Raw genomic sequence first — 26,849 nt, 5'->3', positions numbered from 1 at the left:
TAGAAAATACCGATCGGTTCGCCCGCTAGCTCTCCTCGAGCGCCCGGATCAGTGTCGCGGCGTCGTAGGGCCCGACGTGACGGATGAGGTTCTTGTCGCCCCGTCCCAGGTAGAACGTCGGAGTGCCGCCCACATCGGAGGAGGTCGCGTCGAGTTCGTCGTCCTCGACGCGGACGACGTGATCGCCGGTACGGATGTCGTCGTCGAACTTGTCGATGTCGAGGCCGAGTTCGCGCGCATAGCCGTCGATGTCGTCGGGCTCGAGTGCGTCGCTGTTGCGGAACAACGCGTCGGCCATTTCCCAGAACTTGCCCTGCGCGGCAGCAGCTTCGCTGGCATAGGCAGCGTAGCGGGCATGGGGGTGGTAGTCGTCGAGCGGCAGGTGGCGGTAGACGTACCGGAGGTCGTCGCCGAAGTGCTTGCGTACCTCGGCGACGCTGCCGGTTGCCTTGCTGCAGAACGGGCACTCGAAATCGGCGTACTCGACGATCGTCAACGGCGCGTCGACCGGACCGCGAATGTGATCACGCTTTGCGCTGACCGGACGCAGAATGCGCAGTGACGCTTCGGCTTTCGGCGGGTGAATTTTGGCGTCGATGCGGAACAGGATCCAGCCGAGCAGTGCGGCAACGGCCGAGGCCGCCAGCACGCCGACGCGTGCCTCATCCGCCAGTAGCTCGTCATCGAGTGCGAGATCGATGATGAACAGCGAAATCGTGAAGCCGATTCCGGACATCGCCGCACCGCCTGCGATGTGCGAGAGCGTCAGCCCCGGAGACAGGGCGGAGGGCTTGAGCCTCGCGAAAATGGCCGAGGCACCGGTGATTCCGATGAGCTTGCCGAGAACGAGGCCGGCAATGATGCCCCAGGTGAGCGTCGAGGTCGACGCGGCTTTCAGCGTCTCGGAGCTGAGTACGACTCCGGCATTGGCGAGGGCGAAGATCGGCACGATGATGAAGGCCGTGTACGGCTGGTAGAGCCGCATGAGTCTCTCGTTGACCGAGACGGCTCGATCCAGACCGAGGCGGGCCGCGCGGGCATATTCGGGGTTCGGGGACTGCCGGAACGCGCGCGTCAGATCCGATGCCCGTTCCACCTCGATGCGTCGCGGTGGGTAGACCGGCAGGATCAACGCGATCATCACCCCGGCGAGGGTGGGATGCACCCCCGATTCGTACATCGCGACCCAGGTGAAGAGCGCGACGACGAAGTACCCCACGCCGCGCCACACTTCGAGTCGACGCAGCAGGAAGATCAGGCCGAGACCGACGAAGGCCAGCGCGAGCGGCACCACGTCGAGGTTGTCGGTGTAGAAGAACGCAATGATCGCCAGCGCGCCCACGTCGTCGGCGACGGCGAGGGTGAGCAGGAAGATTCGTAGCCGCGCGGCTTTCTTCGGACCGAGGACGGCGAGTGCCCCGAGTAGGAACGCGGTGTCGGTGGAAATGACGACACCCCACGCCTGAGCGGCGGGACCGGACGGATTGAAGGCGAGGAACAACAACGCGGGTGCCACGAGCCCGGCGATCGCGGCGACGATGGGGATGGCGGCACGTGATCGGTCGGTCAGCTCACCCATCGCGAACTCGCGCTTGACTTCGAGCCCGACGACGAAGAAGAACAGTGCCATCAGGCCGTCGTTGACCCAGTGGGCGAGATCGAGTGCGATACCGTGCTCGCCGACGGTGACCGACAGCTCGGTGTGCCAGAACGATTGATAGGTATCACCCAGGGGGGAGTTCGCCCAGATCAGCGCGATCAGTGTTGCTGCGAGCAGGAAGCCTGCCGCCAGGGTCTCGCTGTTCTTCTCGCCGCGAGCCCGCGACAGCCGTTCGACGAAGCGGGCCATCGGCCGATTCGTCGGCGTGATCTGATCTGCCATCTGCAGCCCGAGCCCTTCGTTCAGTGTGTTGTGAAGCAGTCTGTACCAACGCGAGGGTCGACGGTTTGCTTCCACGCAGGTGAGAGCCCGCAGAGTAACGTTATTGCGCTGCCGGACTCGTCGCATCGCGAGCCGGCCGTGCTCGACACCCGAGAGATGTGCGCGACATATTCGACAGCGGGCATTAGTTCGCACATAAACGGGAATACGAGCCCGACTCACCCCTGCCACTAAGGAACATCCATGCGTGATTTCATCTGCCGTAAATGCGGACAGAAGCTGTCGTTCGAGAACTCACTGTGTCTGAGCTGCTCGAGTGCACTCGGCTTCCATCTGCCGAGCAGAGCTCTGCTGGTGCTTCCTGAGAAGGCCGACGACGGCGTCGCCGAAGCCGAGGTGGACGGCACCATGTGGAAGATGTGCGCCAACCTCAATACCGCGCGCTGCAACTGGCTGGTCGATACCGGAGACACCGACGAACTCTGCCTGTCCTGCCGCCTGACACGAACCAGGCCGGCCGACGACGATGTGGACGCGATGGCCGCGTACGCCGACGCCGAGACCAACAAGCGCCGTGTCATTCTGGAACTCACCGAACTGGGCTTGCCGATCGTCGGCCGAGACGAGGACAGCGAGACGGGCCTGGTCTTCGATCTGCTCTCGAGTGCCGAACAGCAGGTGATGACCGGCCACGACAACGGCCTGATCACCCTCGACCTTGCCGAGGGCGACGATGTGCACCGCGAACAACTGCGCGTGGCGATGTCCGAGCCGTACCGCACGCTGGTCGGACACTTCCGTCACGAAATCGGTCACTACTACCAGATGGTGCTGGTCGGAAACGGCGAGCACCGGGCCGCGTTCGAGGAATTGTTCGGCGATCCGGATTCGAGCTATCAGGACGCGCTCGATCGGCACTACAGCGAAGGTGCGCCCGACGGCTGGGAAGACAACTACGTCTCGTCCTACGCCACCATGCATCCCGCCGAGGACTGGGCCGAGACCTTCGCGCATTACCTGCACATCCGCGACACCCTCGACACGGCCGCGGCCTTCGGGATGGCACCGGCCGGTTCGACACTGGAGAGCCCGCTGCCCGGCGACGTCGGCTTCGATCAGATCGTCGAGTGGTGGTTGCCGCTGTCATGGGCACTGAACCAGATCAATCGCTCGATGGGTCATCAGGACCTCTACCCGTTCGTGTTGCCGGCGACCGTGGTGAAGAAAATCGGGTACGTGCACTCCCTGATCGCACCCAGCGCACTCTGATGCTCGGCTAACGGTCTCTGACCTGGCCGGTAGGGGCGTATCCTGTGGTGTCGGCATCCCGCCGACCCCGGGGTACGCCCCAGCGCAGCAGTAGGACGAGGTGGCCATCATCAGCGAGCAGACAGTGGAGTCGACGGGCATTCGCCCCTCGGTGACCGATTTCGTGCTCAGCCGTCGGCTGGCCGAGATCGCCGAGAAGCTGCGCCGCCAGCATTCGGATCCCGATCGAGTTCTTCTGACGATCACCGAGTCGGCAGTGGCGAACGTCCCGGCCGCCGAGTTCGCGTCCATCACCACAGTGCTGCAGGGCAAGTTCGTACACAGTGCTGCACTGGTGGGAGAACCCGCCGGTCATTGCGACAAGATTCAGGAGCAGCTGGGCGAAGGTCCCTGCCTCGAATCGGCGATCGAGCAGACCACCATCCGCATCGACGACATGGACAGTGACACCCGCTGGCCGCTGTTCGCCGACGCCGCGTCCGCGCTCGGGGTCAAGAGCATGATCTGCTTCCAACTCTACGTCGAGGGGGTCAACTTCGGCGCGCTGAACCTGCATTCCACCCGGACCGACGCGTTCTCGGTCGAGGCCGAATCCATCGGCTCACTGTTCGCTGCCCACGCCGCCATCGCGTTCTCCAGCGCCCGCGAGGAACAGCAGATCCGGGCAGCGTTGACGAGCCGAGACCTGATCGGTCAGGCCAAAGGCATGCTGATGGAACGCTACAACCTGAACTCGCAGGCGGCATTCGCCTTGCTGGCCAAGCTGTCTCAGGACACCAACGTCAAGCTCGCCGATCTCGCCGAGCAACTGGTGATCGACGCGGCGAAGTCCACCGACTGAGCCCCCTGTTCAGAGATCGAGCGTAGTCACCGCACATCGAGGCCGTCGGTGCTCGCGACCGATACCGCCGGACCGTCCGAGGCCACGAAGACCTCGATACGTACGTCCTCGTCGAGGTAGCGACTGAGCAACGCCAATCCCGTTGTGGCGGCGATGATGTCGTGTACTTGATCACCCGAGAGCGGGTAGTCGTCCACGGCGTGACGCCAGTGCGCGACCACCAGCGTTCCCCGGGTCTCCAAGTGCTCGACGACGCGGGTCATCGCCGACGCCAGATCGGCGGCATCGAGGTAGTAGCCGACTTCGCTGATGACGATCAGATCGAAGGGCACCGTCGGTTCGGGCAGGGCCGACCAGTCGTCCGACAGGGACCACAGTGCGAATTCGACTGCAGCAGTGTCGCCTACGCGTGAACGAGCCGAATCGATGGCGTTCTGCACCACGTCGGTCGACACCACCTGATCGCATCGGGCGGCCAAGTGTTCGGTGAGTACACCGATCGAGCAACCGGGCTCCAGTGCGCGCCGATACTGTGGCTTGGGCAGCGAGGCCATTGTCAGTGCGTACTTGCGCTTCTCGTACCACTTGCTGTCGAGCATGAACGGATCGTCCTTCTCCGCATAGACGTCACGGAAGTACTCGACGCTCAGACTTGCTCGAGAGTCCGGGCTCATGCGAACACCACCTCGAAGGGCCGCTGATAGCGCGCGAGTATGTGCGGCGGCAGCACGGCCCGGTCCGCGGGGTGTTCGGACAGCGGCCGGATCTGGGAGTCGAACTGCTCGATCGACGCGCGCTTGGCGTCGAGAGTGTGCGCCGGCAGATCGATACGGCGGCAACGCGTCCACGGCACCGCCGGGTGATCGGGAGTTGCCCAGTGCCACATCCAGATCGGGTACTCCAGAACCGGTACCCCGACAGTGTTCGCCGCGGCGATCGTTGCCCGCGCAGTGGCTTCGTGGTCGGGATGGCCGTCCCCGCGCCACGGCGTCAGGCACCAGGTGCCCGGGGTCGCGTCGAGCAGCGGGATCAGTGCAGCGGCCAGCGCGTCCTCGTGGTTCTCGACGCCGCCGTCGGTGAAATGCAGACGCGTCGGAGGCTGGTCGATCCCGAGTTCGGCCAACGCACGTTCGGACTCGACGGGGCGACGTGCGCGCAGGTCGTCCGCCGTCACCGTCGGGGAACCGGGATGGGAGCCGTCGCCGTCGGTCACCGCGACCACCCGCACATCGACGCCCGCCGCGGCTGCCAAAGACAGCAGTCCACCGATGCCGAGCACCTCGTCGTCGGGGTGCGGAGCGACGACGACCATGGTGACGACGTCCTTCCATTGCAGACCGGGGATGGACCAGTCGGCCGACATCCAGTCCGATTCGGCGGTGCCGACATCGACTTCGGCGTCGAATGCGTTCTCTACCATGGGTTGTCCTCCTCGGCGATGTCGTGCCCGAGGGCTTCGAGATCGCGTTCGGCGTGGCTCTGCCTCAGATAGACGGTGAGATCTGCGACGCGCTGCGCGTGCTCGTCATCGCTGCACAGTGGGCCGGCACCGAGAGCGCGACCGACGCGGTCGATGCACTGGGTCGCCGCATCCTCGACCACCGCCCGCACGACGCGGGCTCGGGTTCGAGCTCGCCCGGAGCGGTCGAATGGATCCGCGTCCACCTCGGCTGCGGCGGTGGTCAGTGCGCTCGAGGCGGCCCCGAGCGAGGCGGCGATGGCGCCGAGATGGGCAGCTCGATGTGGGTCCGGCCTGTTGCGGACGGCGGCATGAAGGGTGTCCGCCACCGCGCACGCGCTCCCGAACCAGGCGGCCGACACCCCGATGGCCCCGTGCCAGAAGCCCGGCCGGGTGAGGTAGTCGGTGGGCCCGCCGACCGCGACGGAGGGGACGTTGTCGAACGCCACGTGGCCGGAGTCGCTCTCGCTCATCCCCACCGCATGCCACGTGTTCGGAACTGAGGCGACGCCGGTGTGCGTCAAATCGACCGCGAACAACCGAGGACTGCCGTCCACGCGGGCGGTGACCAGGGCATGCGTGCACAGCGATGCGCCGGAACACCAGGGTTTGGTTCCGGTGAGAAGCCAGCCCGAATCTGCCGGTGCCGCTTCGAGAACCGGGGCCGGCGGCTCCGCAGCCCACACTCCCCAGATCTGCCCGCGCTGTGGCGTCGGGCCGTCGAGTTCGTGCAGGATCGCGATCGCATCGGTGTGCGCTTCCGACCATCTGCCGAGAACGGTGTTGTGCCGACTGAGGGCTGCGAGCGATTGCCAGCGCAGGTCGGTGTATCCCGAGCCGGGCAGCGCCAGGTCGAGACGACCGTCGGCCTCGAAGGCCAAGAACGCAGCGCGCAACCCGGTGTGTTGCTCGGCTCGGTCGGTCGATGCCCGGAGGCTGGTCTCGATCATGCGGAAGGCTCCAGAGAACGTAGGAATCCGGCCATACCGTCGGGCGCTCTGCCGCGCAGGCGGCCCGACGTCGCGACCGGAATGTCGCACACCCGCCGGCAGGTGGTGCCGCCGAGTTCGAGCCGACGCACCAGGTCGTGGTCTTCTCCGGTGGCCAGCGGCGCGAATCCGCCGACGGACAGGTAGTCCGCCGCCCGGATTCCGAGATTGGCACCGTGCACGTGCGGGTGGCCGAGTTCATGTCGATAGTGCGCGTCATAGGTCGATCGCAGCCGTACGTCCTTTTCGACGCGGCCCTCGAACTCGACCGACACCGTTCCTGCCACCGCCCGAGCGCCGTCGGTGGCGTGCCGAAGATGGCCGACCAGCCAGTCCTCACCCACTCGGGTGTCGGCGTCGGTCGTGGCGAACCAGGTGGTGGCTGCGAGTTCTGAGGAGTAGTTCGAGAAGCCGGCTGCCCGGGCCGCACCGACGTTGCGGTGCGCGACCGTCACGGTCGACACCGACGGGTGACGTGCCGCAATACGCGCGGAATCGTCGGTGCACGCATCGAGAACGACGATCGTCGAGACGGTCACCGAGGCCACCTCGACGACGTGACGCTCCGCCCGCGACAACGCCGTCAGGCAGGCGTCGAGCAAATCCTGCTCGTTGTGCGCGGGTACGACGACCACTACGTGGCTGATGTGGGAACGGCCGATGAGGACACCAGGTACAGGGTCTGTAATCACGGTTCACCCTTTTCGGACACCGGACGTGTGAAGAGTCCGCAATGGAAGCCGCCGGTGTCTGGACGGATGAGGTGCTCCTGCACTCATACCCGTTCCAGGGCCGTCGACACATACGGCCTGGCCTGCTGCGACCCGGCTCGGTCCGGTTGCGGGAAGATACTCGTACTCGAGGTTTCTTTCGCCGCTTTCGGACATTTCCGATTAGCAAATGTCGTGGTGGTATGTGTTAATGGGCTTTGCCTGCCAACAGCATTGTCGGTGGGTGTCGCGACGCAGCACGAAGGATGGTCGGGTTACATGGCATCACCGGTTCGCACACGCAGGTTCGCCCGCATCGGCGCGATCGTCGCAGGTACAGCCCTTGCTGCGTCCGCCGCGTTCGGTACTGCGCAGGCCGCCCCGCTGTGGCCCGGTGGCCCGGACATCTCGATTCCCGGCTTCCCCGGGTCCTCGGATCCCGCCGCGCCCGCTCCTCAGCAGCGGCAGCTCGTACCCCAGCCCGCGCCTGCGAACTTCTCCGATCCCAGCATCAGCCCGTCCGGCGGCGAGGTCGTCGGAGTTGCCCAGCCCATCGCCATCCGATTCGACGAGGCCATCGGAGACCGCGATGCCGCGCTCCGTGCCATTCGTGTCACCACCAACCCGTCGGTGGCCGGTCACTTCTACTGGATCAACGACAGTCAGGTGCGGTGGCTGCCCAACGAGTTCTACCCGGCGCACACGCAGGTGACGGTCGAAGCGGGCGGTGCGAAAGCCGAGTTCTCGACCGGCGACTCGATCATCACCACAGCCGACGACAACACCAAGCAGATCACCGTCACCCGCAATGGTGAAGTCGTCAGGACGATGCCCACCTCGTTGGGCAAGGTCGGTCACGAAACCCCGAACGGCACCTACATCGTCGGCGAGCGGTTCCGCGACATGTACATGGATTCGTCCACCTACGGCGTCCCGGTGGACTCGGAGGACGGCTACCGCACCTACGTCGAATACGCGACGCGCATCTCCTACAGCGGCATCTTCGTGCACGCAGCTCCGTGGTCGGAATCGCAGCAGGGCTACTCCAACTCCTCGCACGGCTGCCTCAACGTCAGCACCGAAGACGGCAAGTGGTTCTTCGAGAACGCCCAGAAGGGCGACCCCGTCATCGTCGTCAACACCGGCGGCGGCACCCTCAGCGGATCCGACGGTCTCGGAGACTGGAACCGCTAGAGCGGCTTCGCCGCATGTGAGTGAAACTTCGTAGTGGGCTACGAATTTCCGTGCACATGGGTGCAGCGCCGATTCAGCTCAACGCGTCAGCCGTGAGTAGACACGGGGCCGGCTGGGAGACGTCCGTTCGTGCCCCGCACGCAGCGGCCTTGTCGAACATCGCCGTCGCTGCCTCGATCTTGCCGAGGATCTCGTCCTGTCCCGTGACACCGTGACACCGTGACACCGTGACACCGTGACACCGTGACACCGTGACACCGTGGCGCGCCGCCGCCGATCACCGAGGTGGTGGCGACATCGAAATTGCTGGTGTAGATGATCATTCCGGGCACCGACAGAGCGTCCGATGCAGGTGCTGGCGCGGCGTCATCGTTGCCGGTGTCATCGGCAGGGGAGCAGCCGGCCAGCATCAAACCGGCAGCGAGCAGGACGAAGGTGGCGTGCGTACGCATCGGTCACGTCTCCAGACTTGATCGGGTGAGTTCAGGAGGTTTGTCCCCTTTTCACGACTGCACGTGCGGTATTTGGTCTGCGCGACGGTGAGCGTTGGGGCTGAGTTCACCATTCGTTAGCGAAGACTGAGCACAGTCCTCGCGGTGAGTGCAACAACCGAACGAGTGCTGCCCACGGCACGCAAGAAGAGCTTCTTCTCGCGGCCGTGGACCGATTACGCACTGTTCTTCATCCTCGTGGGCCCCAACCTGGCCCTGCTGGCGGTGTTCACGTATCGGCCGCTGGTGGAGAACTTCCAGTTCTCGTTCTTCGACTGGAACCTGTCGTCACCCACGTCCACGTTCGTCGGCTTCGACAACTACCGCGAGTGGGCGTCACGCGACGACACCTGGCAGATCGTCGGTAACACTGTCGTGTTCACGGTCGCGGCCGTCGTCGGCTCGCTGGTTCTCGGCCTGATCCTCGCCATGCTGCTGGATCGAAAGCTGCGTGGCCGCAACTTCGTTCGCTCTGCCGTGTTCGCCCCGTTCGTCATCTCGGGTGCCGCGATCGGCATCGCGTTCCAGTTCGTCTTCGACCCCAATTTCGGCCTGGTACAGGACCTGATGCGACGCGTCGGCCTCGGCGCGGTCCCGGATTTCTACCAGGATCCCAAGTGGGCGATGGTCATGATCACCGTGACGTACCTGTGGAAGAACCTGGGATACACCTTCGTCATCTACCTCGCGGCCCTGCAGGGTGTGCGCAAGGAACTGATGGAGGCGGCCGAGATCGATCAGGCGAGCCGCTGGACCACGTTCCGCAAAGTGCTGCTGCCGCAACTACGTCCGACGACCTTCTTTCTGTCGATCACCGTGCTGCTCAATTCGCTTCAGGTCTTCGACATCATCAACGTCATGACCCGCGGTGGTCCGCTGGGCACCGGAACCACGACGATGGTCTACCAGGTGTACGAGGAGACGTTCCGTAACTTCCGGGCCGGTTACGGTGCCACCGTCGCGACGATCCTGTTCCTCGTGCTGTTGATCGTCACTCTCGTGCAGGTACGAATCATGGATCGGGACGATCAGCGATGACAGTAGTGAGCAAGCCCGACGCCGCGGTGCCGGAGAAGCCGTCGAGCAACCGCGATCCGCAACGCACCCGACGCACGGCGAACATCCTCGGTTACGCGGCCATGGTCGCCGTCCTGCTGATGATCGGGCTGCCGCTGTTCTGGATTCTGATCACCTCGTTCAAGGACCGTCCGGACATCTACGTGCAGCCGGTGACGTGGTGGCCCAGCATCTTTCACCCGCAAAACTACAACGAGGCGACGACGGAGGTGCCGTTCTTCACCTACCTGCGCAACTCCATCGTCATCACCGCAGTCCTGTCGTCGGTGAAGTTCGTTCTCGGCGTGCTCAGTGCGTACGGGTTGGTGTTCCTGCGCTTCCCGGGCAAGAACATCGTCTTTCTCGTCATCATCGCCGCGTTGATGGTGCCCAACCAGATCACCGTGATCTCGAACTATTCACTCATCGCCGATCTAGGATGGCGTAACTCTTTCCAGGGCATCATCATTCCGCTGGCGGGCGTCGCTTTCGGTACCTTTCTGATGCGCAATCACTTCCTGTCGCTACCCCCGGAGATCATCGAGGCCGCGCGCATGGACGGGGCCGGTCCGGTGCGGTTGATGTTCCGGGTGATCCTGCCGCTGTCCGGTCCGACCATGGTGGCGTTCGCCATCATCACGATCGTCACCGAATGGAACGAGTACCTCTGGCCGTTCCTGATGTCCGACGACTCGTCGGTCGCACCGCTTCCGGTCGGCCTGACCTTGCTGCAGAACAGCGAGGGCTACACCAACTGGGGTGCGGTGATGGCTGCGACCGTCCTGACCATTCTGCCGATCCTTCTCGTCTTCCTCGTCCTGCAACGCCACATGATCAAGGGCCTCACCTCCGGTGCGGTCAAGGGCTGATTCACCTCACTATCAGGAGTCGAACACCATGGCACACATCATCAATCGACGTGGCTTCCTCACGCTCACCGGTGCAGCGGCAGCCGCTGCGGCCCTGGCCGCCTGCAGCGGGCCCGGCTCGGGCTCCTCCGGGGGTGACAGCGTCGAAGGCGATGCGAGCACCATCAACTTCTGGTCGAACCACCCGGGCAAGTCCCAGGACTTCGAGAAGGAGCTGATCTCCCGCTTCCAGGCCGAGAACCCGGGCCTGACGGTCAATCTCATCGATGCAGGTAAGAACTACGAGGAGGTGTCGCAGAAGTTCAACGCGGCACTGTCCGGTAACAACGTGCCCGACGTCGTCGTGCTCTCGGATGTCTGGTGGTTCAACTACGCTCTGACCGGTGCCATCGAGCCGCTCGACAAGCACTTCTCCGCAGCCGGGGTCGACCAGTCCGATTACGTGGATTCGCTGCTGGCCGACTACAACTGGAACGGCAGCCACTGGGCGTTGCCGTACTCGCGCTCGACGCCGTTGTTCTACTACAACAAGGCCGTCTGGTCGGCTGCCGGACTCCCCGATCGCGGACCGGCCACCTGGCAAGAATTCGACGAGTGGGGCCCGCGCATCCAGGCCGTCGTCGGCGACGGCAAGCTCGCCCACGGCTGGGGCAACGCCGTCGACTATCTGGGGTGGACGTTCGAGGGCCCGATCTGGACCTTCGGCGGATCGTACTCGGATCAGTTCGCGCTGAAGTTCGACGATCCCAATACCATTGCGGCAGGAAAGTTCCTGCAAGACATGATCTACACCAAGAAGTACGCCGCAGTCTCCAACGACATCGCCAACGATTTCGCCGCCGGCATCCTGGCCTCCACGATCGCCTCCACCGGAGACCTCTCGACCATCACCAAGGGTGCCGGGTTCGAGTTCGGAACTGCCTTCCTGCCGGCCTCCGGTGGCGCACCCGGCTGCCCCACCGGTGGGGCCGGTCTGGCCATCCCTGCGAAGATCTCGGACGAGCGAAAGATCAACGCGCTCAAATTCATCGACTTCATCACCAACGGTGCCAACACCGCCTACTTCTCGCAGAACACCGGATACATGCCGGTCCGCAAGTCGGCGCAGCAGGACCCGTCGGAGATCGCGTTCCTCGAGGCCAACCCGAACGCGAAGACAGCCGTCGACCAGCTGGCGAAGACCCGCTCGCAGGACTACGCCCGCGTGTTCGTCCCCGGCGGTGACAAGATCATCGGCAGCGGACTCGAGCAGATCGCTCTGCAGAACGCCGACGTCGCCACCACCTTCGCGTCCGTCTCGGATCAGCTGCAGCAGATCATCGACCGCCAGATCACCCCGAAGCTGCCGAAGTAATGGCCGCCGTTCACTACGCCGGTGTCTCGCACCGGTACCCGGGAGCCGAATCGCTCGCTGTCGATACTCTCGAACTCGATATCGCGGACGGTGAATTCATCGTCCTCGTCGGTCCTTCGGGCTGCGGCAAGTCGACGAGTCTGCGGATGCTCGCCGGTCTCGAATCTGTGGAAAGCGGCCACATCGCAATCGACGGTGTGGACGTCACCTCGTTGGCGCCGCGGGCCAGGGACGTCGCGATGGTGTTTCAGAACTACGCGCTGTATCCCAACATGACCGTCGGCGACAACATGGGTTTCGCGCTGCGCAACGCCGGAATGAGCAAGTCCGACACCGCAGCCCGAGTACTCGACGCAGCGAAGATGCTCGAACTCGAGTCGCTGCTCGGCCGCAAGCCCGGCAAGCTCTCCGGCGGGCAGCGTCAGCGGGTGGCCATGGGCCGCGCCATCGTGCGTCAGCCCAAGGTGTTCTGCATGGACGAGCCGCTGTCCAATCTCGACGCCAAGCTGCGAGTGTCCACCAGGGCCCAGATTGCCGGTCTGCAAAGGCGATTGGGCACGACCACGGTCTACGTCACCCACGATCAGGTCGAGGCAATGACGATGGGCGACCGCGTCGCGGTGCTACTCGACGGCAAGTTGCAGCAGATCGCCTCCCCGCGGGAGTTGTACGACAATCCCGTCAACACGTTCGTCGCGGGATTCATCGGGTCACCCGGAATGAATCTCGTCGACGCCCCCGTGCGAGACGGTGCTGCCGTACTCGGCGAACTGCGTATTCCGGTGCCGTCGTCCGCGCGCGAGCGCGTGGTCGTCGGAATTCGTCCGGAATCCTGGGATCTGGTCGGTGAGGGCAGTGGCACCGGGCTGCAACTGACCGTCGAGTTGATCGAGGAACTGGGCGCGGAGTCGTTCGTCTATGCCTCCGCGCCCCGCTCCGACGATGGATGGACGACGACCTCCGGGCGAATCTCGGTTCGCGTCGATCGGAAGCTGTCGATCGCCCTGGCCGAAACCGTTCGACTGGTACCCAAGCTGGATGAGCTGTTCTTCTTCGACTCCGCTACCGGTCTGCGGTTGTCGTAGCGGGCTGACCGAGATCGATCGGGAGTGTGGCCCATCCGTGTAGGACTCGGGTGTTGCGCCGAGTTCCCTCGCCTGCCGACTGCAGGTTCGGGAACCTGTCGAACAGCGCTTTGAGGCCCACTTCCGATTCGGCCTTGGCGAGCGCTGCGCCGAGGCAGTAGTGGCGTCCACCCGAGAACGACAGGTGTTTGCCGGCGTTGGCGCGGGTGACGTCGAAACGATTCGGATCCTCGAACACCAACGGGTCGCGATTGGCACCGGCGAGCACGAGTATTACCAGCGATCCCTCGCTGATCGGCACGCCCTCCACCACGACGTCGTGTCGGGCGGCCCGCGCGGTCAGCTGCACCGGAGATTCCATTCGGAGCATTTCGTCGACGGCCGTGGTCCAGTGCGACGGATCGTGCTGCAGTACAGCGAGCTGCTCGGGGTGGTCGAGCAACAGCCGGATTCCGCTGCCGAGCAGATTGACGGTCGTCTCGAATCCCGCTGCCAACACCAAACCTGCAGTGGCCCTGAGCTCCTCGTCGTTGAGTCCGATGCCCTCGTCCTTGGCGGCGATCAGCTGGCTCATCAGGTCGTCACCAGGATTGCGGCGCAGCTCGGCGATGTGCTGCGCGAGCCAGGCATCGAACCCGACCAGGCCGCGCTCGACCTGCTTGAACTGACTCCACGACAGGCCGATGTCGAGACTGGGCGCGGCCATCTCGCCGAACTCGAGAACCTGCTGATTGTCTTTCTCCGGAACGCCGAGGATGCGCCCGATCACCGCGACCGGCAGGCGTGCGCAGTACCGATCGACGATGTCGACAACCGGAGAGCCGTCGGACAGTTCGTCGAGCAGAGCGTCGGCGGTCTCCTGCACCTGATCGCGCATCTGCGCCACGGCACGGGCGGTGAAGACCGAGGACACCAACTTGCGGTACCTCGTGTGATCCGGTGGCTCGACCGACAACAGGGACGGCGGGAGAATCGGATGCAGAGCGCCGGATCTGGTGTGTCGTTCGATCCACTGCAGGGGCGCGGGCAACGTGCCCCCGAGCTGGGTGGTGCGGAAGTCGTCGGAGCGCAGCAGATCGAAGGCCACCCGGTGGTGCACGGTGATGTTCGAGATCCGGGTCTTCACGGGAGGCGCTGTGCGGCGGAGCTTCTCGTAGACGGTCGTCGGATTCGCCCGCGTTGCCGGGTCGGCAACCAGCATGGCCTGCGGATCACCGGCTGCCGCAGCACGCTTGGCGCGAATCCGAATCCGACCCGTGCGCCTTGAGCCATCGTACGAATTCCCTCATCCGAAATACCCCTCCCCTTTGCCTTCACGAGGTGAGTGGAACTTCGTAGCAGGCTACGAAGTTCCACTCACATGGTGCTACCAGATCCTGACGCGTTTGCCCGGCTCCAAGTACAGCGCATCCCCGGGCTCTACGTCGAAGGCTTGGTGAAAACTGTCCAGATTGCGCACGACGCCGTTGCAGCGGAACTCCGGCGGCGAGTGCGGGTCGACCGCGAGTCGACGGATGGCCTCGGCGTCTCTGGCCTTGGTGCGCCACACCTGTGACCAGCCGAAGAACACCCGCTGCAATCCGGTCAGGCCGTCGAGCATCGGTGCGTCTTTGCCTTCGAGTGAGATCTCGTAGGCGGTGACCGCGATCGACAGGCCGCCCAGATCGCCGATGTTCTCGCCGATGGTGAATTCGCCGTTGACCTTGTGGCCGGGCAGTGCAGCGGGCTCGAACTCGTTGTACTGCTCGATCAGGGCCGTGGTGCGCTTGCCGAACTCGGCGCGGTCGCTGTCGGTCCACCAGTCCACCATGTTGCCGTCACCGTCGTACTTGGCACCCTGGTCGTCGAATCCGTGGCCGATCTCGTGGCCGATCACTGCTCCGATGCCGCCGTAGTTGGCTGCGTCGTCTGCATCGGGATCGAAGAACGGTGGCTGCAGAATGGCTGCGGGAAAGACGATTTCGTTCATGCCCGGGTTGTAGTAGGCATTGACCGTCTGAGGCGTCATGAACCACTCGTCACGATCGACCGGGCCACCGAGCTTGTCGAGGTCGCGCTGGTAGTCCGCGGTGTAGCCCCGGCGGTAGTTGCCGAGCAGATCGTCGGCGCTGATCTCGACGCCGGAGTAGTCACGCCAGCGATCGGGGTAGCCGATCTTGGGGGTGAACTTCTCCAGCTTTTCCAGAGCCCGCTGCCTGGTCTCCGGGCTCATCCACTCGAGTTCGGAGATGTTGCGGCGGTACGCCTCCGTGAGGTTCTCGACGAGCACCTGCATCCGGGCCTTGGAATCGGCCGGAAAGTGGCGTTCGACGTAGAGCTTGCCGACGGCTTCACCGAGCACGTCCTGCACCAGGGAGACTCCGCGCTTCCAGCGCTCTCGGTTCTCCTCGGTGCCGGTCAGAGTCGTGCCGTAGAACGCGAAGTTCTCGTCGACGATCGCACTGGTGAGAAACGGTGCCCGCGAATGTACGACGCGCCAGGCCAGCCACGCTTTCCAGGCCTCGATGTCCTCGGAGCTCCACAGTGACACGAACGTACTGAGGAACGGTGGCTGTCGCACGACGATCTCGGCGAACTGTTCGGTGCTGGAGCCCAGACCGGAAATCCAAGCCGCCCAGTTGAATCCGGGCTCGTTCTGTACCAGGGTGTCGAATCGGACGAGGTTGTAGCTCTTCTCGGCATCGCGCCTGGCGACGACATCCCAATGGCCGGCCGCGATCTTCTGCTCGAGATCGAACACCGTTTGCGCGTCGTATTCGATGCCGCTGAGCGCGAACATCTTCGAGATGTGCGCGATGTAGCTCGATCGAATCTCGGCGTACTCGTCCTGGCGGTAGTAGGACTCGTCCGGCAAGCCGATGCCGGATTGACTGAAGTGGACCAGATAGCGGTCGGACTGCTTGGCATCGGTGTCGACGTACTGGCCGATGCCGCCGCCCACGCCTGTGCGTTGCAGGGAACCGAGAACTTCGGCGAGACCGACGAGATCCGTTGCGCCGGAGATGGCGTCGAGTTCGTCGGAAATCGGAGTGACGCCGAGTTCCTCGGCGCGGTCGGCGGCCATGAAGCTCGAGAACAGATCGCCGATCTTCTGCGCGTCGCTGCCCATGGGGGGATCCGAGGCGGCGGATTCTTCGATGATGGTCTGCACGTCCACCTCGGCGCGGTCGTACAACGTCCGAAACGCGCCGTCGACGGCGCGGTCGGCCGGGATGGCGTAGTCCTCGAGCCACTTGCCGTTGACATGCACGAAGAGGTCGTCCTGCGCACGTGTGTTCTCGTCCTGGTAGCTGAGATCGATGCCCGAGTTCACTACTGAAGTCATGCGTCCATCTTTACACTCTTGCGCTGGATTGAACGGGTGTTTAATGTGTTGTTCATGCGTACAGCATCAGAGGATCTCACTACCAGGGCACGAATCCGCGACACCGCGATCGACGTCTTCGGCGCGCAGGGCTTCACCGCCGGGGTCCGGTCGATCGCCACGGCTGCTGGTGTGTCGCCCGGCCTCGTCAACCACCACTTCGGGTCCAAGGAGGGCCTGCGCACGGCGTGCGACGAGCATGTCCTGCGGGTGATCCGGGAATCGAAGACTGCGTCCGCCGGCCCCACCGGGATGATGGAACAGCTCGCTCGCATCGACGAGTACGCGCCTCTCGTTGCCTACATCGTCCGCAGCTTCTCCGCAGGCGGCGCACTGGCGCGAGAGCTGTTCGAGCACATGGTCGACGACGCTGTCCACTACCTCGAGGACGGTGTGCGCGACGGCCGCTTCACCCCCAGCCGTGATCCCGCGGCGCGTGCCCGATTCCTGACGCGACAGAACGTGGGTGGCCTGCTGCTCTACGCGGCGATGGCCGGACCCGACGTCGACTTCCGCGAGGCGTTGACCGCGCTCGGTGCCGAGATCATGCTACCGGCGCTCGAGCTCTACACAGATGGATTGTTCACCGATTCCCAAGCCATGGATGCCTACCTGGAGGGGAAACAATGACCGACGCAATCGCAGTCGACGGGCTGGTGAAGACGTTCGGTTCGGTCCGGGCGCTCGACGGACTGAACCTGACTGTCGACACGGGTGAGGTGCACGGGTTCCTCGGCCCCAACGGCGCAGGAAAATCCACGACGATCCGCATCCTGCTCGGTCTGGTTCGCGCGAGCGCCGGAGCAGTGCGATTGCTCGGCTGCGACCCGTGGACCGACTCCGTGGCGTTGCATCGACGTCTGGCCTACGTCCCGGGCGACGTGACGCTCTGGCCGTCGCTGACCGGCGGTGAGGTGATCGATCTGCTCGCCCGAATGCGCGGCGGGATCGATACCTCCCGGCGCGCCGACTTGATCGAACGCTTCTCGCTCGATCCCGGCAAGCGCAGCCGCACCTACTCCAAGGGCAATAGGCAGAAGGTGGCACTGATCTCGGCCCTGGCCTCGAACGTCGAACTACTGATTCTCGACGAACCCACGTCCGGCCTGGATCCGCTGATGGAACAGCACTTCGCCGACTGTGTGAAAGAGGCTGCCCGACGCGGAGTGACGGTGCTGTTGTCCTCACACATCCTGTCCGAGGTCGATGCGCTGTGCAGCTCGGTGACCATCGTCCGAGACGGGCGAACGGTCGACACCGGCACGCTGGCATCGATGCGGCATCTCACCCAGACGACGATCACCGCCGAGGTCGATCGAGTGCCCGACGATCTGGCAACACTCTCCGGCGTCAGCGCAGTGAGCAGGGACGGCTCCACCATCACCTGCACCGTGGAGAACCACGCTCTTGCAGCGACGATGCGTGTTATCGCCGATGCAGGTGTGACGAGCCTGGTCAGTTCTGCTCCGACTCTGGAGGAGCTGTTCCTGGGGTACTACAAATGAGGGGCACGAGAGCGTTGCTGCGGTTGTATCTGCGTCGCGATCGTGTGGTGGCACCGTTGTGGATCGTGCTGCTCGGGGTACTCCCGCTGCTCTACGCGGTCAGCTTCGAGGGCCTGTATCCGACGGCGGCAGACCGACAGGCGTTCTATCTCGGCACCCTGGCCGCGCCGGCGCAAGCGGCACTCGTCGGCCCGATCTTCGGCAGCGACCTGGGTGCTCTGGTGTCGTGGCGCTCGGGGCTGGTGCTCACGCTCGTGCCGTTGGCAGCGATCCTCACTGTGGTTCGGCACACTCGCGCGGAGGAGGATGCGGGTCGAACCGAACTGATGGGGTCGACGGCGGTGGGCCGCTACGCCGGGTTGGCCGCGGCGATGTTGCTGGCCGGCGGCGGGGTGGCGACGACGGGATTGCTGTCCACTCTGTCGTTGTGGGCGTTCGGCCTGCCTGCCGCGGGGAGCATTGCGTTCGGAGCGTCGGTCGCCGTCGTCGGTGGAGTCTTCGTCGGTTGCGCGGCGCTGGCGGCGCAGGTGGCGTCCGGGGCTCGAGTCGCTCGTGGTTACGCCCTCGGTGCGTTGGCTGCAGCATTTGCGATTCGGGCGATCGGCGACATCGGTTCGGGAACCATGTCGTGGTTCTCGCCGATCGGTTGGTCGGCTCAGGTGCGGCCGTTCGCCGACGAGGGGTGGTGGCCGATCCTGTTGTCGTCGGTGACTGCGGCAGCGTTGTGTGCTGCGGCGTTCGCGGTCGCGAACAGGCGTGATCTCGGCAGCGGCCTGCGGGCCGAACGTCGTGGCCCGGTAGCGGCCGTGCCGTCTCTGTCCGGGCCGGTCGCCCTGGCCTGGCGACTGTCCCGCGGGACCACTGCGGTGTGGACCGTCGGGATCGCCCTGTTCGGCATCGCCATCGGGTCGTCCGCGAACGGGATCGGTGACCAACTCGGCAGCAGCGCCACCATCGGCGACGCGTTGGGGAAGTTCGGTGGCGACACCCTCGAACAATCGTTCATAGCCGCCGTGCTGAGCATCGTTGGCATCATCGTGGCGGCCTACTCGGTGTCGGCCCTGCTGCGGCTGCACAGTGAAGAGGAAGCAGGTCTGGCCGAGATCGTGTTGGCCACCGGTGTCTCGCGCATCCGATGGTTGGCCGGTCATCTGTTGTTCGCCGTCCTCGGGCCGGTGTGGTTGCTTCTCGTCGTGGGGCTGAGCGTCGGAGTCAGCTATGGGCTGGCCACCGGCGACATCGCAGCCGAACTGCCCTCCGTCCTGAGCGGCGCACTGGGCCAACTCCCCGCAGTGTGGGTCGTGACGGCCCTCGGTGTAGCCCTGTTCGGCGCGATCCCCCGGTTCGCGTCGGCTCTCTGGGCCATTCTCGGCGGCGTCGTGGCACTCGGCCAGGTCGGGGCGGTGGTGGGCCTGCCGCAGCCGTTGCTCGACATCTCCCCGTTCACACACGTTCCGTGGTCACTGGACATCGCCGACTCGCTGGCGTCGATCGGTTGGCTGGTCGCGGTCGCCGCCGCCATCGGCATTGCGGGTTCGGCAGCATTCGTGCGAAGAGACATCCGCGGGTGACGATGGGCGGTTAGCATTATCGGCGGCTGGTCCGACGGCCGACGGTGCCGTCCATGACCGGTCGCCATCCTCCGTCGACACGCGCGGATGGAGGTGACATGCAGTCGACATTCCTACGCACGTGGTGGCGCCAGCCGCACAGCTACGAATCGGTGGTCAGTTACCTCGATCTACACGGTGCGCTCACGCCATATCGTCTCGCGGCAGCACTGAGCACAATGTCGTACGGGCTCGGCGCGGCCGCGTTGCTACTGCTCACCGAAACCCCTCCGACGTCGGCGGTCGGCAGGGCGATTTTCGTCGTTGCGATCGTGTCGACACTCCTGGTCGGTATCGCCTGGCTGAAGGTGCCGTGGCCCTCGAAGCGGGTGTCCTTGATGTTCGCTGCGTATGCGGATGTCGGCACGGCGTGCATCCTGCTGGCCTACGGGTCGCCGCAGGTTGTTTTCTTGGCCTGCGCGATGTTGGCGACCAACAGTGTCTATGTGCAGCTGTTTCACAGCTCCCGCGTGATGGGCTTGCACCTGATGTGGGCCGGCTTCATCGTGGCGCTGTTCTTCGTACTCATCCTGTTGTCGCCGGATGCAGATCACGGCCTGGCGATCGCGCAGCTGGTGGTTCTGCTTCCCATCACATTCATGGGTCCGACGTTCTTCCAGTTCCTGCTGCTCAAGCTTCAGGTTCAAGCGCAGGCCGCCAACGTCGATCCGCTCACACAGGTCCGCAACCGGCGTGGACTCGACGAGGCACTGCCGATATTTCTGCTCGATGCCACAGATGTGTCGGTGATGGTCATCGACGTCGACCGATTCAAATCCATCAACGATCGCTTCGGCCATCACCGAGGCGACTCCGCACTGCAGCTCGTCGCTAAGCGGCTGACGACCGAAGGGGTGCTCGTCGCACGCATCGGCGGTGAGGAATTCGCTGTGGTGACCACGTTGGCCGCGTGCGAGGCCGCCGAATTGGCCGAGCTGTATCGCAATTCGGCGCACTCGGAACAGGACGCCGCTACGCTGACGGTGAGCATCGGAGTTGCGCACGGCAGCTACACGTCCGATCAGCGGCGTACCGTTGTCGACAGCGCTGCGGTCACGACACAACTGCTACGCCGAGCCGACCTGGCGATGTACGAAGCCAAGCATCGGGGCGGCAACCAGGTTGTCTTCGCCGAGTCGTCGTCCACCCAGGCAGCGCAAGAGTGAGCGAGATCCTAGGCACCAAGCCGTGAGTGCATTTCCCAGATCAGTACCTCTGCCGGTTCGGCGGCGGTGATTTCCTGTCCCCCAGTGGAACTCATGCGCACCGCGTCGCCCTCGTACAGGTCGCCGACGCCCTCCATCGAGACGGTGCCGCGGGCGACGAAAACATGGACGAAGGGAGCATCGGGCACAGTCACGGTCATTCCCGGTGTCAGCCTGGCAGCATGCAGCGCTGCCGATTTCTGTGAGATCCCGATCGCGGCCTGACCTCGGTGTTTGTCCATGCCCGACGCCACCGTGACCAGCCCGCCGCGCAACAACTCGTCGCCGATCTCGAGTTGTTCGTAGCCGGGAGTGATGCCGGGGCTGTCCGGGATCACCCACATCTGCACGAAGCGAACGGGTTCGGTGTGGTGATTGCCGTCGATGTTCCAGGAGTCGTTCTTCTCCGAATGCATGATGCCTTTGCCTGCGCTCATGCGTTGGGCGAGTCCGGGGTAGATGATTCCGGAATGCCCGATGGAGTCCTGGTGAACCAGTGAGCCCTGCATCACCCACGTCACGATTTCCACGTCGCGATGCGGGTGCGTTTCGAAACCTTGACCGGCCGTGACGATGTCGTCGTTGTTGACCAAGAGCAGTCCGTGATGGGTGTTGTCGGGGTCGTAGTGCTGGCCGAAGGAGAACGAATGCTTCGAGTCCAACCAGGACACACGGGTTTTCAGTCGATCACCCGCGCGGTGCACATCGATGTGGGCGGTCAGTGGAGCGGACATGCAACCACTGTACGAGCACGCCGGTGTGCTTGCGTACGACCTGCATAACGTTCGGGTGTCTTTGCCGTCGGAGTGTGAGTGTGGCCGCGAGTGGGTAGGTTTCGGTACGTACGGTCACACCCTCTGCACACCCCCGAAGGCGGCGAGAGATTCTCATGGTCGGTTCCAGCTCGAGTGCGGCAAGCACGGTCGAACCCCAGCTCGAGGAGGCTCTGGCGACGTGGCTGCCGGCGCAACGGTGGTTCGGCGCGAAGGGTTCGACGGTGGATTCGGTGACGATCGTTGCGCGCGAAGTCCTCCGTGACGAGCCGCATTTCGCCGCCGAACACCTGCTGGTGCAGGTGCAGCTGACCCAGGACGGCGTGGTGGTGACGCAGACCTATCAGGTGCCCCTGGGCTTCCGCACCGAGTTGACCGACGAGCTGCGGCCGTGGGTACTTCCCGTGGCGGGCGAGGTGGCCGTGTTCGACGGTTTGCGAGACCCCGAGATCATCGGTCTGTACGGCGATGCTTTCACGAGCGAAAAAGGCACGGGCAGCATCGAATTCAAGGTAGTCGATGGTTCGAGTGTGCCGAGCGGTCTGCGTGGTCGGGTTCTCGGGGCCGAGCAGTCCAACACGTCGGTGATCCTCGGTGATCTGCTGTTGCTCAAGCTGTTCCGTCAGGTGCCGCCGGGGATCAGCCCGGACGTCGAACTGCATCGTGCGTTGGCGGAGGCCGGCAGTGTCAACGTCGCGCCGCTGCGGGGCTGGCTGGAAGCCGAGGTCGGGGGTGAGCCGACCACACTGGGCATGATTCAGGACTTCGCCGCGAACTCCGCCGAAGGCTGGACAGCGGCCCTGGCGAGCGTTCGCGAGGTGTTCGATTCTCCGGACACGGCGGTCGAGGACCTGCCCGGTGATTTCGCCCCGGATGCGCATCGCATCGGGGCGGCCGTCGCGCAGGTGCATCACGACCTGGCCTCGATGTTGGGCACCGTCGAGCGCTCGGTGGAATCGACCGCGGTCGAGGAGATTCTCGCGCGCATTTCGGGAGTGGCACGCGTGGTGCCGGACATCGCTCGGTACATCCCGGCAGCCACGGCCCTCATTTCGCGGGCGGAGGCGTCGAACAGCACCACGGTGCAGCGCATCCATGGTGATCTGCATCTGGGGCAGGTGTTGGGGACTCCCGAGCGGTGGCTGCTCATCGACTTCGAGGGTGAGCCGGCCAAGACGTTGGCCGAGCGTAGACAGATGGACAGTGCCCTGCGTGACGTCGCGGGAATGTTGCGCTCGTTCGACTATGCCGCGAACCATCTGCTGGTCGATCTGCCCGAGGACCCCTCGGTGCGGAAGCGAGCTGACCAGTGGGCCGCCCGGAGCATCGCCGCGTTCTTCGACGGCTATGCCTCGGTTGCCGGGCACGATCCCCGCGACGAAGCCGATCTGCTGCGCGCGTACGAGCTCGACAAAGCGGTGTACGAGGTTCTGTACGAGGCTCGCAATCGGCCGACGTGGCTGTCGTTGCCGATGCGTGCCGTGGCGCGCCTGGTGAGCTGAGTGGAGCCTGTCGGAACGACCCAGTCGGGCGGGAGTGGAGCCTGTCGGAACGACCCAGCTGGGCCGGAGTGGAGCGGTCTGTCTACGACAAGTACCGTATTGCCTGACACGGGAGGCAGGACATGAACGGTATTTTGGCAATTTTCGGCATCGCGGTGGTCGTCATCACCATCGTCGTAGTGGTGGTTCTCGTTGCGGTGTTGTTCGTCGCGTCCATCAAGTCCGACAGTCTGAACATCGACCTGGACCGCAAGAAGCGCGCTCGGGAAGAAAGTTCCTCGAAGGCCTGAGACGTCCGTCACGTCCGAGACCGATCTGCTCCTGCTCGGAGTTGTATCGATCGAAGCGCCGATCGACGCTTCCGGTTCTACAACTGGAGACCTCGTGAGCACTTCGGTGAAAGCCTCGGCCCCGTCCGAGGCGGCGAGCTGTGTGCCTCGGATCAAGGCTCGACTGCTCGGTGAGTCGGTTCTGGCGCAGTTCGTACGTTTTGTCGTCGTCGGAGTGTCGAGCAACGGTGTGTATGCCCTGTTGTTCGTCGTACTCGCATTCCTCGGACCGTTCACCGCAAATCTCGCGGGTGTGGCCGCCAGCACCGTCCTGGCCAACGAGCTGCACCGCCGTCATACCTTCCGTGCCGTCGGCCGGGTCGGCTGGTTCCAGACCCAGTGGGAAGCCGGCGGGCTGGCCCTGATCGGGGTCGGTCTCAGTACCGCCTCCCTGGCTGCCATGCACATCCTCTTTCCGACCGCAGCGACGTACGTACAGGTAGCGGTCGTCATCGCTGTCAGTGGACTGTTCGGTGCGGCCCGGTTCGTCGCTCTCCGCGGCTGGGTCTTCCGCGCACCGAACTTCTCCGGTCTCGAACCTGCCCAGCCGTGAGCTGTGAAATCGCACGACTCGGGCAGGACGTCGGTTGCTACCTCTAACAGAGTCTCGGCGAGGCTGCCCCTGTGACGGGCGGATGGCTCTAAGCTCGTGAGCTGACGTCAATGCTAGGAGGCATGTCGATGGCCAGGGATCTGACACAGCTCGAGCTTCTGCAGGAGCTGGTGCCCACTGCCGAGGACAACGTGAACCGTCACATCACCATGGCGCGGGAGTGGCATCCACACGATTACGTGCCGTGGGACGAAGGCCGCAACTTCGCCGCCCTCGGCGGCCAGGACTACGACCCCGAGCAGTCCAAGCTCTCCGACGTCGCCCAGGCCGCGATGATCACCAACCTCCTCACCGAGGACAACCTGCCCTCCTACCACCGTGAGATCGCCGAGAACTTCTCCCGCGACGGCGCGTGGGGAACCTGGGTCGGCCGCTGGACCGCCGAGGAGAACCGGCACGGCATCGTCATGCGCGACTACCTCGTCGTCACCCGCGGCGTCGATCCCGTGGCTCTCGAAGAAGCCCGCATGATCCACATGACCAACGGGTACGTCTCGCCTGCCGGTGCGGGGGTCGGTCTGCTGCACTCGGTCGCGTACGTGACGTTCCAGGAGCTCGCCACCCGCGTCTCGCACCGCAACACCGGCAAGGTCTGCGACGACCCGATCGCCGACCGCATGCTCCAACGCATCGCGGCCGACGAGAACCTGCACATGATCTTCTACCGCAACATCACCGGCGCAGCGATGGACATTTCGCCCGATCAGACGCTGCAGGCGGTCTCCGACATCGTGATGAACTTCGTGATGCCCGGTGCCGGGATGCCGAACTTCCGCCGCAACGGTGTGCTGATGGCCAAGCACGGCATCTACGACCTGCGTCAGCACCTCGAAGACGTCGTCTGGCCGGTGCTGCGCAAGTGGAGCGTGTTCGAGCGCAACGACTTCACCGCCCGCGGTGAGAACAAGCGTGAAGAACTCGCTGTGTTCCTCGAAGACCTCGAGCGTCAGGCCACCAAATTCGAGGAAATGAGGGATCGCTCCCTCGCCCGCGAACGTGCGAAGGCCGAAGCACGCGCGTCCTGACATGCCTGCGGCAGTGGTGCGGTCGAGTGCCCCCGGCGGCACGTAATCGCACCACTGCGGCGAAGCCGCATACTGGGGTGTGAACGAATTCTGGGACCGCATCTCCGCGGTGAGTCCTGATCCACCGGTGTGGATCGTCCAAGCTGCGGCCCTGGCTGCGCTTGTCATAGTCGTGGTGCCTCAGACGTGGCGGATAGCGCGCAACGTGGTCACCATCGCCCATGAGGGCGCGCACCTGTTCGTGGCGCTGATCACAGGTCGTCAGCTGATGGGGCTGCGACTGCATTCGGATACCTCCGGCGTCGCCATCTCGAAGGGCAAGCCCACCGGACTCGGTGTCATCGCGATGACGTTCGCGGGTTACGTGGGGCCGTCGCTACTCGGCCTCGGTGCCGCGCTTGTGCTCGGAACCCAGCATGCGGTGGCGGTGTTGTGGATCGGTGTCATCTCGATCGCGTTGATGCTGTTGATGATTCGCAACATCTACGGGCTGCTGTCCCTGGTCACGGTCGGTGCAGCCCTGTTCGTGGTGTCCTGGTGGGGTACCGGTGAGCAGCAGGTGGCTGCGGCGTACTTCATCACGTTCTTCCTGCTGGTTGCCGGCCCGCGCCCGGTGTTGGAGCTGCAGCGCTCCCGCAGTGCAGGACGAGCCCGCGATTCCGATGCCGATCAACTGGCTCGGCTGACATTCTTACCCGGCATCGTCTGGGTCGGACTGTTCCTGCTGGTCACCGTCGGCTCGCTGGCGTTGGGGGCCTGGCGCATTCTGGTTCCGGTGCAATGACACGCACGGGGGTCGCCGGCATGACTTCGCACAACACCACATCACTGGTGCAGACACCCGATCGGCGCTGAAGCTCCGCGCGAGGCCGGCGAATGTCCTGGTCGCTATGCCTTGTCACTGGACGGGCAACCTGTAACGCTGGTGGACATGGCACGCATATCGGACTCGGGACCTTCGTCGACCACCGCAGAACACACCCTCACACCGGACAGGCTGCGTCGCCTCCGTATCTGGAACATTTCCCTGTCCGCGCTTCATGCGATTCAGGCCGTTGCGGTGCTCGTCATCGCATCCGACTTCGCCATCGACCTGACCACCGCGTACCCCGCAGGGCCCCCGGGAACCCAGGTCCCAGAGGCCCAGGCAGCGTTTGCGATTCCCATCGGCATTGCCGTCGCGCTCTTCCTGGCACTGGCAGCGGTGGACCACTTCCTCACCGGGGTACCGCTGCGATCAGCGTACGAACGCAACCTCTCTCGGGGCATCAACCCGTTCCGGTGGGTCGAATACAGCGTCAGCGCAACGATCATGGTCGTCCTCATCGCTCTCTACGCCGGCATCACCCAGGTCACCGCCATCATCGCGATCATCGGTACCAACGTCGCCATGATCCTGTTCGGCTGGCTCCAGGAACGCTCCAACCCGCCCGGGCAACGGCCTGATCTCACCGCGTTCTGGTTCGGCTGCATCGCCGGCGCGGCACCCTGGATAGCGATCGCCGTCAACCTCTTCGGAGCCGCGGAAATCCCGTCCTTCGTGTTCGGAATCTTCTTCTCGCTGTTCGTCTTCTTCATGAGCTTCGCCGCGAACCAGTGGCTGCAGTACCGAGGGGTCGGACCGTGGAAGGACTACGCGTTCGGCGAGTTCGTCTACTTGGTCCTCAGCCTCGCCGCGAAGTCGGCGCTGGCCTGGCAGATCGTGGCCGGATCCCTCGCCTGAT

The 26,849-nt window shown here is 64.5% G+C and carries 24 protein-coding genes and 1 pseudogene; 17 read left to right on the top strand and 8 right to left on the bottom strand.

Features of this window, described 5'->3' with window-relative positions:
* Nucleotides 1-25: 25 nt before the first annotated feature.
* The gene (gene nhaA / locus RHODMAR_RS02580) at nt 26-1,882 is read right to left on the bottom strand and encodes a Na+/H+ antiporter NhaA (RefSeq protein WP_008710973.1); all 1,857 of its coding nucleotides are present in this window, start codon (nt 1,880-1,882) and stop codon (nt 26-28) included.
* Nucleotides 1,883-2,125: 243 nt separating this feature from the next.
* On the opposite strand from nhaA, the gene RHODMAR_RS02575 reads away from it, so the two are divergent.
* Nucleotides 2,126-3,151 carry a zinc-binding metallopeptidase family protein gene (locus tag RHODMAR_RS02575; RefSeq protein WP_008710970.1) on the top strand — a complete coding sequence of 342 codons (1,026 nt, stop codon included), beginning with the start codon at nt 2,126-2,128 and terminating at the stop codon, nt 3,149-3,151.
* Between the two features lie 100 nt (nt 3,152-3,251).
* Entirely contained in the window at nt 3,252-3,992 is a 741-nt protein-coding gene (locus tag RHODMAR_RS02570; protein WP_008710968.1) for a GAF and ANTAR domain-containing protein, read from the top strand.
* Nucleotides 3,993-4,018: 26 nt separating this feature from the next.
* Here RHODMAR_RS02570 and RHODMAR_RS02565 read toward each other — a convergent pair whose 3' ends face one another.
* The 4 genes from RHODMAR_RS02565 to RHODMAR_RS02550 are packed head-to-tail and all read right to left on the bottom strand — an operon-like array spanning nt 4,019 to nt 7,132.
* Entirely contained in the window at nt 4,019-4,666 is a 648-nt protein-coding gene (locus RHODMAR_RS02565; protein WP_008710966.1) for a class I SAM-dependent DNA methyltransferase, read from the bottom strand.
* The gene (locus RHODMAR_RS02560; RefSeq protein ID WP_008710965.1) at nt 4,663-5,412 is read right to left on the bottom strand and encodes a PIG-L deacetylase family protein; all 750 of its coding nucleotides are present in this window, start codon (nt 5,410-5,412) and stop codon (nt 4,663-4,665) included. The genes RHODMAR_RS02565 and RHODMAR_RS02560 overlap by 4 nt, the downstream gene beginning before the upstream one ends.
* A complete protein-coding gene (locus RHODMAR_RS02555) occupies nt 5,406-6,401 on the bottom strand; it encodes an acyl-CoA dehydrogenase family protein (protein ID WP_008710963.1) in 996 nt (331 codons plus the stop codon). The genes RHODMAR_RS02560 and RHODMAR_RS02555 overlap by 7 nt, the downstream gene beginning before the upstream one ends.
* Nucleotides 6,398-7,132, bottom strand: a complete 735-nt coding sequence (locus RHODMAR_RS02550) for a glycosyltransferase (RefSeq protein WP_008710962.1) — start codon at nt 7,130-7,132, stop codon at nt 6,398-6,400. Before RHODMAR_RS02550 ends, RHODMAR_RS02555 begins: the two co-directional genes overlap by 4 nt.
* A gap of 297 nt (nt 7,133-7,429) precedes the next feature.
* On the opposite strand from RHODMAR_RS02550, the gene RHODMAR_RS02545 reads away from it, so the two are divergent.
* The 5 genes from RHODMAR_RS02545 to RHODMAR_RS02520 all read left to right on the top strand — a co-directional run bounded on the left by RHODMAR_RS02545 (nt 7,430) and on the right by RHODMAR_RS02520 (nt 13,199).
* On the top strand, nt 7,430-8,344 hold the full coding sequence (locus RHODMAR_RS02545) for a L,D-transpeptidase (protein WP_008710960.1): 915 nt from the start codon (nt 7,430-7,432) through the stop codon (nt 8,342-8,344).
* Nucleotides 8,345-8,940: 596 nt separating this feature from the next.
* A complete protein-coding gene (locus RHODMAR_RS02535) occupies nt 8,941-9,873 on the top strand; it encodes a carbohydrate ABC transporter permease (protein ID WP_008710958.1) in 933 nt (310 codons plus the stop codon).
* The gene (locus RHODMAR_RS02530; protein ID WP_008710956.1) at nt 9,870-10,760 is read left to right on the top strand and encodes a carbohydrate ABC transporter permease; all 891 of its coding nucleotides are present in this window, start codon (nt 9,870-9,872) and stop codon (nt 10,758-10,760) included. The genes RHODMAR_RS02535 and RHODMAR_RS02530 overlap by 4 nt, the downstream gene beginning before the upstream one ends.
* Nucleotides 10,761-10,788: 28 nt before the next feature.
* Nucleotides 10,789-12,114: an ABC transporter substrate-binding protein gene (locus tag RHODMAR_RS02525; protein WP_008710954.1), complete on the top strand. Its 1,326-nt coding sequence runs from the start codon at nt 10,789-10,791 to the stop codon at nt 12,112-12,114.
* A complete protein-coding gene (locus RHODMAR_RS02520) occupies nt 12,114-13,199 on the top strand; it encodes an ABC transporter ATP-binding protein (protein ID WP_008710953.1) in 1,086 nt (361 codons plus the stop codon). Before RHODMAR_RS02525 ends, RHODMAR_RS02520 begins: the two co-directional genes overlap by 1 nt.
* Here RHODMAR_RS02520 and RHODMAR_RS02515 read toward each other — a convergent pair.
* Both RHODMAR_RS02515 and RHODMAR_RS02510 read right to left on the bottom strand, forming a co-directional pair.
* Nucleotides 13,177-14,488: pseudogene (locus RHODMAR_RS02515) on the bottom strand (cytochrome P450). The gene RHODMAR_RS02520 and the pseudogene RHODMAR_RS02515 overlap by 23 nt on opposite strands.
* 77 nt (nt 14,489-14,565) lie before the next feature.
* Nucleotides 14,566-16,524, bottom strand: coding sequence for a M13 family metallopeptidase (locus RHODMAR_RS02510; RefSeq protein ID WP_008710948.1), 1,959 nt, complete (start codon nt 16,522-16,524; stop codon nt 14,566-14,568).
* Between the two features lie 54 nt (nt 16,525-16,578).
* Here RHODMAR_RS02510 and RHODMAR_RS02505 point away from each other — a divergent pair, with 54 nt between their 5' ends.
* From RHODMAR_RS02505 to RHODMAR_RS02490, 4 genes are all read left to right on the top strand, one after another.
* The gene (locus tag RHODMAR_RS02505) at nt 16,579-17,193 is read left to right on the top strand and encodes a TetR/AcrR family transcriptional regulator (protein ID WP_042937696.1); all 615 of its coding nucleotides are present in this window, start codon (nt 16,579-16,581) and stop codon (nt 17,191-17,193) included.
* Nucleotides 17,190-18,068, top strand: a complete 879-nt coding sequence (locus RHODMAR_RS02500) for an ABC transporter ATP-binding protein (protein WP_008710944.1) — start codon at nt 17,190-17,192, stop codon at nt 18,066-18,068. Before RHODMAR_RS02505 ends, RHODMAR_RS02500 begins: the two co-directional genes overlap by 4 nt.
* Nucleotides 18,065-19,639 carry an ABC transporter permease gene (locus RHODMAR_RS02495; RefSeq protein ID WP_042937656.1) on the top strand — a complete coding sequence of 525 codons (1,575 nt, stop codon included), beginning with the start codon at nt 18,065-18,067 and terminating at the stop codon, nt 19,637-19,639. Before RHODMAR_RS02500 ends, RHODMAR_RS02495 begins: the two co-directional genes overlap by 4 nt.
* Before the next feature lie 98 nt (nt 19,640-19,737).
* Entirely contained in the window at nt 19,738-20,844 is a 1,107-nt protein-coding gene (locus tag RHODMAR_RS02490) for a GGDEF domain-containing protein (RefSeq protein WP_008710940.1), read from the top strand.
* Between the two features lie 8 nt (nt 20,845-20,852).
* Here the strand turns inward: RHODMAR_RS02490 and RHODMAR_RS02485 are convergent, their stop codons facing one another.
* Nucleotides 20,853-21,617 (bottom strand): pirin family protein, encoded by a 765-nt coding sequence (locus tag RHODMAR_RS02485; protein ID WP_042937654.1) that lies wholly within the window; start codon nt 21,615-21,617, stop codon nt 20,853-20,855.
* Nucleotides 21,618-21,772: 155 nt separating this feature from the next.
* On the opposite strand from RHODMAR_RS02485, the gene RHODMAR_RS02480 reads away from it, so the two are divergent.
* The 6 genes from RHODMAR_RS02480 (at nt 21,773) to heR (ending at nt 26,848) form a co-directional block, all read left to right on the top strand.
* A complete protein-coding gene (locus RHODMAR_RS02480; protein WP_008710938.1) occupies nt 21,773-23,158 on the top strand; it encodes a maltokinase N-terminal cap-like domain-containing protein in 1,386 nt (461 codons plus the stop codon).
* 122 nt (nt 23,159-23,280) lie between these two features.
* Nucleotides 23,281-23,448, top strand: a complete 168-nt coding sequence (locus RHODMAR_RS28090) for a hypothetical protein (protein WP_157225959.1) — start codon at nt 23,281-23,283, stop codon at nt 23,446-23,448.
* Between the two features lie 94 nt (nt 23,449-23,542).
* Nucleotides 23,543-24,040: a GtrA family protein gene (locus RHODMAR_RS02475; protein WP_008710936.1), complete on the top strand. Its 498-nt coding sequence runs from the start codon at nt 23,543-23,545 to the stop codon at nt 24,038-24,040.
* 128 nt (nt 24,041-24,168) lie between these two features.
* A complete protein-coding gene (locus tag RHODMAR_RS02470) occupies nt 24,169-25,125 on the top strand; it encodes an acyl-ACP desaturase (protein WP_008710934.1) in 957 nt (318 codons plus the stop codon).
* A 79-nt stretch (nt 25,126-25,204) separates the two neighbouring features.
* A complete protein-coding gene (locus RHODMAR_RS02465) occupies nt 25,205-25,909 on the top strand; it encodes a M50 family metallopeptidase (protein ID WP_008710932.1) in 705 nt (234 codons plus the stop codon).
* Between the two features lie 147 nt (nt 25,910-26,056).
* Entirely contained in the window at nt 26,057-26,848 is a 792-nt protein-coding gene (gene heR / locus RHODMAR_RS02460) for a heliorhodopsin HeR (RefSeq protein ID WP_008710928.1), read from the top strand.
* Nucleotide 26,849: the final 1 nt, after the last annotated feature.

Source organism: Rhodococcus sp. AW25M09 (assembly GCF_000333955.1).
In the GTDB taxonomy this organism is placed as follows: domain Bacteria; phylum Actinomycetota; class Actinomycetes; order Mycobacteriales; family Mycobacteriaceae; genus Rhodococcoides.
The sequence above is the reverse complement of the archived record's forward strand: the minus strand, read 5'-3'. Positions and strand labels throughout refer to the sequence as shown.

Coding starts and splice junctions, on each gene's coding strand:
- RHODMAR_RS02510 (WP_008710948.1), bottom strand. CDS start 16,524: ATGACTTCAGTAGTGAACTCGGGCATCGATCTCAGCTACCAGGACGAG.
- RHODMAR_RS02575 (WP_008710970.1), top strand. CDS start 2,126: ATGCGTGATTTCATCTGCCGTAAATGCGGACAGAAGCTGTCGTTCGAG.
- heR (WP_008710928.1), top strand. CDS start 26,057: ATGGCACGCATATCGGACTCGGGACCTTCGTCGACCACCGCAGAACAC.
- RHODMAR_RS02560 (WP_008710965.1), bottom strand. CDS start 5,412: ATGGTAGAGAACGCATTCGACGCCGAAGTCGATGTCGGCACCGCCGAA.
- nhaA (WP_008710973.1), bottom strand. CDS start 1,882: ATGGCAGATCAGATCACGCCGACGAATCGGCCGATGGCCCGCTTCGTC.
- RHODMAR_RS02470 (WP_008710934.1), top strand. CDS start 24,169: ATGGCCAGGGATCTGACACAGCTCGAGCTTCTGCAGGAGCTGGTGCCC.
- RHODMAR_RS02545 (WP_008710960.1), top strand. CDS start 7,430: ATGGCATCACCGGTTCGCACACGCAGGTTCGCCCGCATCGGCGCGATC.
- RHODMAR_RS02565 (WP_008710966.1), bottom strand. CDS start 4,666: ATGAGCCCGGACTCTCGAGCAAGTCTGAGCGTCGAGTACTTCCGTGAC.
- RHODMAR_RS02530 (WP_008710956.1), top strand. CDS start 9,870: ATGACAGTAGTGAGCAAGCCCGACGCCGCGGTGCCGGAGAAGCCGTCG.
- RHODMAR_RS02490 (WP_008710940.1), top strand. CDS start 19,738: ATGCAGTCGACATTCCTACGCACGTGGTGGCGCCAGCCGCACAGCTAC.
- RHODMAR_RS02495 (WP_042937656.1), top strand. CDS start 18,065: ATGAGGGGCACGAGAGCGTTGCTGCGGTTGTATCTGCGTCGCGATCGT.
- RHODMAR_RS02480 (WP_008710938.1), top strand. CDS start 21,773: ATGGTCGGTTCCAGCTCGAGTGCGGCAAGCACGGTCGAACCCCAGCTC.
- RHODMAR_RS02520 (WP_008710953.1), top strand. CDS start 12,114: ATGGCCGCCGTTCACTACGCCGGTGTCTCGCACCGGTACCCGGGAGCC.
- RHODMAR_RS02500 (WP_008710944.1), top strand. CDS start 17,190: ATGACCGACGCAATCGCAGTCGACGGGCTGGTGAAGACGTTCGGTTCG.
- RHODMAR_RS28090 (WP_157225959.1), top strand. CDS start 23,281: ATGAACGGTATTTTGGCAATTTTCGGCATCGCGGTGGTCGTCATCACC.
- RHODMAR_RS02555 (WP_008710963.1), bottom strand. CDS start 6,401: ATGATCGAGACCAGCCTCCGGGCATCGACCGACCGAGCCGAGCAACAC.
- RHODMAR_RS02505 (WP_042937696.1), top strand. CDS start 16,579: ATGCGTACAGCATCAGAGGATCTCACTACCAGGGCACGAATCCGCGAC.
- RHODMAR_RS02485 (WP_042937654.1), bottom strand. CDS start 21,617: ATGTCCGCTCCACTGACCGCCCACATCGATGTGCACCGCGCGGGTGAT.
- RHODMAR_RS02525 (WP_008710954.1), top strand. CDS start 10,789: ATGGCACACATCATCAATCGACGTGGCTTCCTCACGCTCACCGGTGCA.